We start from the raw sequence: 8,771 nt of genomic DNA, 5'->3' as shown, positions 1-8,771 counted from the left end.
ATTGGCTAAACTGCCCAAACGTGTACCTCAACCACAACGCCGTAAGCCCGGCGGCAAACAAATCCGCAGCCGGAACCGCGAGAAAAATTCCCGATAAACCAAATAAATAATTGAACACAATTACGATCGGCAAGAACGCAATCACCTGTCTGGCAATGGAAAGCACAAATCCGGCGAGACCGTTGCCGATGGCCTGGTACAGCGTGGAGCCGATGATTTGAAATCCCACCAGCGGCAGCATGGCATTGATCAATCGCAGCGAGGATTTTCCCTGACTGATGACCGTGGGATCCTGGCTGAAAATTCGAATACATGTTTCGGGGAACAATTCTACCAGCACCCAGCCCGTCAAACAAAAAAGGGACACTAACATCGTCGCTTTCCAGAACGCTTCTTTGACGCGCTGGAAATTTTTCGCGCCGAAATTGTAGCCGGCGATGGGCATAAATCCCTGCCCCGTACCGATCATGGGCATGAAAAACATCATCACGAAGCGGTTGTTGATTCCCATGATTGCCAGCGCAAACGCCCCGTAGCCAGCGAGCAGACCGTTCGTCAGCATGGCGACGAAGCTGGCGGCAATGTGGCGGGTGAAAGAAGGCACGCCGGCCTTCCCGATTTCGATTAACTCGTCTTTTCTGGGAATGATATTTTTTATGCTGAATTTCAAGTGGCTATTAGGTCCGATAAAATACCCCGCGATCACCGTCAAAGCGATAAATCCGGATAAAATTGTGGCAATCGCAGCGCCTTTGATTCCCAATTTTAACCCGAAAATAAAAATCGGATCGAGAATGATGTTGAGAATTGTTCCGGCGAGTTGAGAATTCATGGCAATATTGGGATTTCCTTCGGCGCGGGCAATCTGGCTCAGCATCATGTTGAAAAGAAAAATCGGAATACCAAACATGATAATGAGACCGTAATCCATTGCCTGAGGCGTGGCTTCGCTGTTTCTGCCGATGAATCGCAGCAAGGGCTCAAGATAAATAACCGCGACCGTCAAAATGAAAATGCCTACAACCAGTCCCATGAATACGGTACTGGAAAAAACGTGATTGGCTTTTTCGTACTGTTTCGCCCCGAGACTTCTGGCAATGTAGGACGCGGCGCCGACGCCGAGTAACAGGCCGAAAGCAAGTATGAACATCTGCAACGGCATAATCAGCGTCAACCCGGCGATGGCATTTGTTCCCAGTCTGCCCACAAAAATTGTGTCCACGACATTGTACAACGCCATCGCGGTCATGGAAATAATTGAAGGCAAGGAAAATGACAGAATCAAAGGCAGCATTTTCTGTGATTCCATGCGCTGCAGACGCTGCTTTACTTTCATAAATTGTACCTTTCCGGTTTAATGAAAAATAACCCTGGTCGGCCAGGGTTATTTTTCGATAAGATTGTCACAATAAAAATATTTGTAAATTCAAATCAACTGTCTTTTTGAGAGAATTGCTTTTTCAGATTTTCCAATTCACGAGACAGAACTTTCTGTTTCTTCAGAAGATTGAGAATGTAACCAAATAGCACCGCCCACAGAACAATGTAAGCGGAGACAAGATAAAACATTTTTCCCATGATTATGCCTTTCAGTTTTCATGAATATCATTTGGAGATATTTCATTGAATTTGAAAAATTTGAACTTTAGTACTGAAGTTGCTTTTTCAATTGATCAAGTTGCAACTTTGCTTTTTCCAATCCTACGCGCAACAGCAAAATCGTCACAAATAAAAACGTGAACGCCACGAGACTCAGCATGAGCGTCTGAAAAATTTTTGGATTCAAACCGGAATTTTTTCCGCCCATGATCATCACGTGTGCCGGATGCAAGGTACGCCACCAGCGAATGGACATGTAAACGACCGGCACGTCCAAAAAACCGATAATGCCGAACACCGCGGAGATCCTCGCCGCTTTTTCCTGGGAGTCAATCGTCTGCCGCAATAGCAAATAGCCGAGATAAATCAGCCACAGAATCAGCGTCGTCGTCAGGCGCGGGTCCCAGGTCCACCACGTATTCCAGACCGGTTTTGCCCAGAAGGGTCCTGTAAGTAGAACTAACGACGTAAAAACTACGCCGATTTCCGCGGCGCTGGACGCCCAGAGGTCAAACTCAATATTCTTTTTCCAGAGAAAAAGTATGCTCATGACGAAAACAATGCCAAACGCCATAAAACCGATCCAGGCAGATGAGACATGAAAGTAGAAAATTTTCTGGACAATCCCCATTGTCCTTTCTTCAGGAGCGTAATAAACAATGGCAACGATACTGATTGCAATGAGCACTAAGGCGATTGTCCAAAAGACATTTTTCTTGTCCATGATTTTGTCCTTGTTAATCTGATGATTTTATTAATGTTACACACAGGTGTACTCCAGCGAGAAGGTGGGGTACACTTACGAATTACGAATATCCTGATCTTCGCGAACGCGGCTGCCGGTTGCATTGCGTTGTCCCTGATATTTGCCGTGATATGGGTTTGCCGCGCTCTGATCTAATTTTGCTAAAACCAACTGGCAAATTCTCACGCCGGATTTCAATTTAATCGGCAAGCTGTTCGCATTGTACAGTTCGATGGTAATTTCTCCTTCAAAACCGGGATCCACCCAGCCGGCGTTTTGAATGAATAAACCGAGTCTGCCGATGGAACTTCTTCCCTCGACGAAAGCCGTCAAATCATCCGGTAATTTGACATATTCCCGCGTCGTCGCCAGCAAAAATGCGTGCGGCGGAATCACTACTTCCTCAGCGACAATTTCTTCGTATTCCGGCTTATTCACCAAATCCAGCGTGGTGCTGCGATGTTCGGCAACTTTCAAATAGTGGGTTCCCAGCCGCAAGTCGATCGAAGCCGGCTGAATTTGAATATCATCCAATGGCTCAACGACCAATTTTCCGGTTGAAATCCATTCGCGAAGCGTTTTGTCAGATAATATCATCATCAATCCTAATTAAATTTTTGCAGAATGAATTAAGAATTTTAACGACTTGCCCTTTCAATTAGTTTCAGAAAATTTATCTTTCAAGTAATTCCCCGGCTGAATTTTTTCACAAACTGCAAATTGATCCAACTTTTGTCGCCGGGAAATTTTCAGTGAACTATTTTGCATGTTTTTTATTGACTTTGGCAAAATTTCGTCCTATATTTAATAAAATGATTCTATGCCGACAATAAAAAAGGCAACTTTTCCAGCAAAATTTTCGTATAGCGATACAACCAATTTTAAAAATAAAATCATCAAACTAGCAGGAGACGCAATGCAAATCCAGTTTTTTGAGCCGCTGTCTCGAGCATGGAATTACATGGTAAAAGCGCTATTCAAGCCATTCGATATTGGCAACTGGTTTGTCCTCGGTTTCTCCGCATTTCTGGCCGATCTTCTCGAAGGACCGGGCGCTTCAGGTACGGGACGCTGGAAAGGCGGTCACCTTCAAGATTTTGAAGGCATCTCTGCCATCCCCGACCTTGTGAAAGAATGGTCTCAGAAACATCCGGGAATCGTTACGCTCATCATTGCCGGAATCATCCTTGCCATCGCTATTCTTGTTTTGCTCACATGGCTTTCTTCGCGAGGAAAATTTATGTTTCTGGATAATGTCATCCGCAATCGCGCTCTGGTGACGCAGCCCTGGTATGAATTCAGAAATGAAGGAAATTCGCTATTTGTTTGGCGGCTGATTTTTGGCATTGTCAGTGCTCTGACGATTATTTTGTGGATTGCAGTCTTAATTTTTATCGTCATTGGCGCTCATTCGGAAAATATTTTTCCGAACATCGGTTTCATATTTCTGATGGCGCTATCAGTACTACTGATTATTTTTGCAATTTTGTACATCGCCATGTTTCTCACGGATTTTATTGTGCCCATTATGTATAAAAATCGCATTTCAGCCACAGATGCCTGGCGTGAGTTTTTGCCCGTTTTTTCGCAACACTGGTTTTATTTTATTCTCTACGGCATTCTGAAATTTTTCCTTTATATTATTGTTGTCGTTGCCATTGTGCTGGTTGGCTTTTTTACCTGTTGTCTTGGTTTTCTTTTGTTGATCATTCCCTACGTGAGTTCCGTGGTCACGCTGCCCATTTCGTTTACATTTCGCAGTTTCAGCGTGGCTTTTCTGGAACAATTCAGCCCCGAATTCAAATTGTTCTCGGCTGAAGAAGTCGTTGTTTCGGAAAACGAATAAAAATGCGGAATGGTTTTTCAAAATTCTTTAAAAAAAATCGTCCGTTGAGCGGGCGGGAAAGATTGTTGCGTCTCTTGATCGCCCTGTCAGTCACAATCTTTTTGCTCGGACTCTACTTCTGGAATCCCAACGCGCATCCGCTGACCGTTTGTCGATTTCACCAATTTACCGGAGTGAGCTGCCCGACCTGCGGAATGAGCCGCTCGCTTCAGGCTGCGGCGCACTTTCATTTTGCTGATTCAATAAAATTTCACGGCGCCGGCTGGATTGTTGTACTGGGGTTAATCTTAGTTTTCATTTGGAATACTTTTGCCGGCGTAAGCGGTAAAAAGCCGGCAATTTCTTTTTCTCCAAGACAGAAAAAATGGGTTTTTGGGGGATTAATTGTAATTTGGATTATTGCCTGGATGATTAATATTGTCAGAGATTTGAATTAATTGTGCCCCACCTCCGAGGTGGCTTACATTTTTTACATGTCTCATTTTCCGGATGTACCCCACTTTTTAGGTGAAGCACATCTGCCTAACCAAGAAATTTATCAACTATTTTTTTCAATTCTTCCCAATCCCGATAAGTTTCAATCTGCACATTTTCTGCCGTATTGCCTGTGATCATGCGGCTCACAAATAAGCCCGCTTGATAAAGGCACAAAACTGGCAATCCGAGCTTCTCGGCATAGCAAATTTCATAGCCCACTCCCAGCGACGGATTGGAGACTTCAGCGATCACAGTCTCCGCCTCTTCCAGCATCTCGATATCACGTGTGTAAATTTCTTCGGGAGAAAATTTCTTCTCAAAATCAAAAATATCATCCCGTACAATATGGTCAGACAAGACAACGTGACCACTTTTTTTCAGATAGTCAACGAGCTGTTTGTAGTTATCGACGAATTTTCTGCCTCCGGCAATGGAACCGCAAAAGTAAATTTTCATATCAGCCCTTTCTCGATTTATTTTATTCAAAATTTAATAATTTTTTTCACCACCAAAGCATAAGGGCACCAAGTTATTATAATGCCCCCAAATCAAAACACCTGAAAAAATGGGCGGTGCGGGGCTTCGAGCCTTTGAGTCTTCGAGGCAAAAGGAATCACGCCAAATCGATTTTGACGTATTTCGTCTCCACGCGATAGCCCTGATTTTTCACCGCGGGTAATTCTTCCACCGCTTTCTTGTAAACTTCGATCTGCTCTTCGTGCCAAACTTCGCCGGTTTTGTAATCCAGAATCATCATCTGTTTTTTCACTTGATTGACCATCATGCGGTCGAGGCGAAGCTGACCTTCTGTGGGGGGGGAAATTGTCCATTCGGTGAACACGAGATCCCAATTTTCCCGGGAAAAATAAAATTTGTTTTTGTCAATAAATTCATTCGTTCGCTGCAAAATATGCTCAATTTCCCGCGCTGGCAATAAACTCCCGTATTTCATCAAGGCGCGCTTGCGCGCAAAACTACGCGCCTCTGGCGAATCAAATTTAATGAATGACAAATAATAATGCGCCACGTCGCCCTTTACCGCGGACCGATCGTGCACAAATCTGCGAATCAAATCAGCTCTGGACATGCGAGTCGTTTCGTCGGTGACGGGAACGAGATTCGCAAATTGCTCGAATGTCAAATACTTCGTCACCCAAGAAAAATCTTTTTCGGGCGTTGTTTTCCGCTCGGCTGATTTTTTTTCGTCGTACAATTCACCAATTTCGCCGCTGCAGTCTGTGGACTCATTTTCTCTGCCAGCGCTTTTTTCAGGTAAAATTTCATGCAAATATTTCGCCAGCAAACCATCGATGCGCGGATTTTCAGTAGAATCAAGTTTGTCGAAGAATTTTTCCAACCCATCTTTATTTTGAAAAGTAAAGAACAAAAACAAATTCGCTTTAGCGCGCGTCATGGCGACGTAAAATAAATTCATCACCTCGATCGCTTGGCGAATTTGCGCCGCTTCGAACAGCTCTTTCTGACTCGAAAATGGCAGCACTTTGTCAAAATTATAAGTCAGGGAAAATTTTTCCAGACTTTTGTAACCCGAATTGTATTGCGGGTAAAATTGAATCGTGCCGTGAGTATTGCTGCCCCTGCCGCTCAAATTCCAGAGCAAAATCACATTGTCAAATTCCAGCCCCTTGGCTTTGTGAATGGTCAACAGGCGGATGGCATCGACCGTTTCTAACCCTGCCTGCTTGAAGGAATCATCGCTTTCCAGGTCTTCGCAGAATTGCAAAAAGCCGCGCAAATCCTGAGTGTAGCTCTGGCGGTCATTTTCAAACAGGGCGATAATTTCCAAAAATAAATGAATGTTTTTCAAATCATTTTCCTGACTGAAAATTCGAATGACGCTGTAATGTTCGAGCAATTTTTTTGTGAGCGCGAGTATCCCATTTCCCGCGTCGCCGGAATTTATGAATTTGCCCTCTTTCAGATAGCCGATGTCGGTCAACAATTTCTGAAAAAAACCAATCGTGGGAAGATGTTTCGCTAATTCCAAACAGCGCGCTAAATTCAGCTTCGCCATGCTGCGAAAAATATCGATGAATTCTCTCAACTCACCCGCCGGCATGAGCGCGTAATCGGAGCGCAAAAAAGAGAGCAAATCATAAAAATCGCGAAAAACACAAAAGCGATAAAAATAAAACAGCGGTTTGATTGCAGAATGGCGCACCACAGAAAGCGAACTTTCAGACATGTACGGCACGCCCAATTCATTGAGCACAGCAGCGGCAAAAATTAGGTCCTGATTCTTTCTCGCCAATATCGCAGTGCCGGATAATGACAAATCTCCCGCTTCGATCAGCGGGTAAATCGTTTCTAATAAAAATTTTCGTTGCGCCTGCATCTTCAGCGTTGTTGCATCGCTGCCATTATCGCTGCGTGACACATTTGCAAATCGCGCGCTGACAAAACCTCGCGTTTCGTTTTTGTTGTCTGATATCTGCTCGTACTGCCAGTCAATCCCGAAGCGCCGGAGTTGCGCGTGCAAATTTTCGTCGCCAAAAAGCATGTTCACAAAAGCGATGATTTGGCGCTCGCTGCGATAAGATTTGGTCAACTTCGACGATTCCGCACCGTGCAGCGCTTTGTCGAGATTCAGCAGCAAATCCCTCTCGCCGCCGCGCCAGCCATAAATTGATTGCTTCTCATCGCCGACAACGATCACGCCTCCGTAATCTTTGACGCCGCTGCCGCTAATCACTTCGCGAATCATGGGATACAAAATTTTGTACTGAATCACGCTGGTATCCTGAAATTCGTCGATCAAAATGAAACGAATTTTGCCGGTCAAATATTCGAAGAACTGATTAGAAACAGCGCCATCCTCGATTAGCGAGAGCGACGGATCGTAAAGATATTTGAAAGTGTAATAGGAAATGTCATTGTAAGTGAATTTCTTTTCACGGAATTTGATTTCGTCGTAGCGCGCCAAAATTCTGCGGGCGATCTCCCTGATTTCATTTGCTTCGCGTGCACCCAGTTGAGCAAAAACCCAATCGGCGAAATAACGCAGGGCTTGTCCCAATTGGGAGAATTGGGTTTCTTTCTCCGGGGCATCAGCTTTTTTTCGATAAATTCTTGAGCCGTTCCAGAAGTTAATTTTATGCGGGTCGGATAAAATGGCAGAATAATTTTCAAGCAAAAATTTTTTATCTTCTAATTTGCTTTTGATTTTTTCAGTGATTTCTGTTCCGGAAACTTCTGCGGCCGCTTGGAAAAATTTCTCGTAAAAACTTTTATTGAGCAAATCTTTTGCCGACTGTCTGCTCTTTTTCTCATCTGAATCGATATAGGCCTGCAATCGGTCCAGCACTTCATCGAAATTTTCGCGAAATTTCCGGTAATAATCATCGACGGAAAATGCCGGTTCTTCTTCCTTTTGACTTTCATCCATCAAATCAAAAATCCAACGTCGGTCGATGAGAGAATTGACAAGATTTTTGAAATTGCTGATTTGACGCTTTCCGGTGCGAAAGTAGAACTTTTCCAACAACTCCAAATTTTCCGGCGTGAGCATGGTTTGATAAATTTCCGCCAGCACAGCATCGTCATTCTGGGAGACGATGTTGTAATCCATTATTCCCAGATAGGGACCGATGACAGTTTTGAAAATCTGATTTGTGAACGAGTCAATGGTACTGATCTGCACCTGATTTTTGTTGGCGATCATTCGCCGGTAAATTTGCTGCAGGGCTTCTCTCTCCTTATCGCTGACAGAAATTCCTGTCACTGCTTTCAAATTTTCTTCCAGTTCGTTCCGCTTGCCATTGGCGTCAGAAACGATCTCTGCCAGATGGTCAAAAATACGCTGACGAATTTCCGCCGTCGCTTTTCTCGTGAAAGTAATCACCAAAATTTCGCTGAAATCAAGTCCTGCGCTTTGATATTTCAACAAAAGCCCGATGTATTCCAGCGACAGACGGTAAGTTTTGCCGGTTCCCGCGCTGGCGCGAATGATTTTTTTCTCGATTCCCTGCATGAAAATCCCTTTTGATAATTTTTTATAGTATTCATCCGCTCAAACATCCCCCTAAATCCCCTGCGCCAGAGGCGCATCTTCGTCTTCAAAGGGGGACTTACTCGATTCCCCCT

The 8,771-nt window shown here is 44.2% G+C and carries 8 protein-coding genes; 2 read left to right on the top strand and 6 right to left on the bottom strand.

The window, feature by feature from the left end; genetic code table 11:
• The 4 genes from GXO74_00840 to dcd all read right to left on the bottom strand — a co-directional run.
• Nucleotides 1-1,336, bottom strand: a 1,336-nt coding sequence (locus GXO74_00840) for an MATE family efflux transporter (protein NOZ60205.1), incomplete at its 3' end; no start/stop codon positions are given.
• 95 nt (nucleotides 1,337-1,431) lie between these two features.
• Nucleotides 1,432-1,578: a CcmD family protein gene (locus GXO74_00835; GenBank protein ID NOZ60204.1), complete on the bottom strand. Its 147-nt coding sequence runs from the start codon at nucleotides 1,576-1,578 to the stop codon at nucleotides 1,432-1,434.
• Between the two features lie 67 nt (nucleotides 1,579-1,645).
• Complete coding sequence (gene ccsA, locus GXO74_00830; protein NOZ60203.1) at nucleotides 1,646-2,323, bottom strand: cytochrome c biogenesis protein CcsA; 678 nt, start codon at nucleotides 2,321-2,323, stop codon at nucleotides 1,646-1,648.
• Nucleotides 2,324-2,398: 75 nt separating this feature from the next.
• On the bottom strand, nucleotides 2,399-2,941 hold the full coding sequence (gene dcd, locus GXO74_00825) for a dCTP deaminase (GenBank protein ID NOZ60202.1): 543 nt from the start codon (nucleotides 2,939-2,941) through the stop codon (nucleotides 2,399-2,401).
• A gap of 319 nt (nucleotides 2,942-3,260) precedes the next feature.
• Between dcd and GXO74_00820 the strand changes: the two genes are divergently transcribed.
• Both GXO74_00820 and GXO74_00815 read left to right on the top strand, forming a co-directional pair.
• Complete coding sequence (locus GXO74_00820; protein NOZ60201.1) at nucleotides 3,261-4,190, top strand: hypothetical protein; 930 nt, start codon at nucleotides 3,261-3,263, stop codon at nucleotides 4,188-4,190.
• A gap of 62 nt (nucleotides 4,191-4,252) precedes the next feature.
• Nucleotides 4,253-4,627, top strand: coding sequence for a DUF2752 domain-containing protein (locus GXO74_00815; protein NOZ60200.1), 375 nt, complete (start codon nucleotides 4,253-4,255; stop codon nucleotides 4,625-4,627).
• Between the two features lie 85 nt (nucleotides 4,628-4,712).
• Here the strand turns inward: GXO74_00815 and GXO74_00810 are convergent, their stop codons facing one another.
• Nucleotides 4,713-5,123, bottom strand: a complete 411-nt coding sequence (locus GXO74_00810; GenBank protein NOZ60199.1) for a hypothetical protein — start codon at nucleotides 5,121-5,123, stop codon at nucleotides 4,713-4,715.
• 157 nt (nucleotides 5,124-5,280) lie between these two features.
• Complete coding sequence (locus tag GXO74_00805) at nucleotides 5,281-8,658, bottom strand: UvrD-helicase domain-containing protein (GenBank protein ID NOZ60198.1); 3,378 nt, start codon at nucleotides 8,656-8,658, stop codon at nucleotides 5,281-5,283.
• Between the last annotated feature and the right edge of the window lie 113 nt (nucleotides 8,659-8,771).

It is taken from the genome of Calditrichota bacterium, from assembly GCA_013152715.1.
GTDB lineage: Bacteria > Zhuqueibacterota > Zhuqueibacteria > Thermofontimicrobiales > Thermofontimicrobiaceae > 4484-87.
The sequence above is the reverse complement of the archived record's forward strand: the minus strand, read 5'-3'. Positions and strand labels throughout refer to the sequence as shown.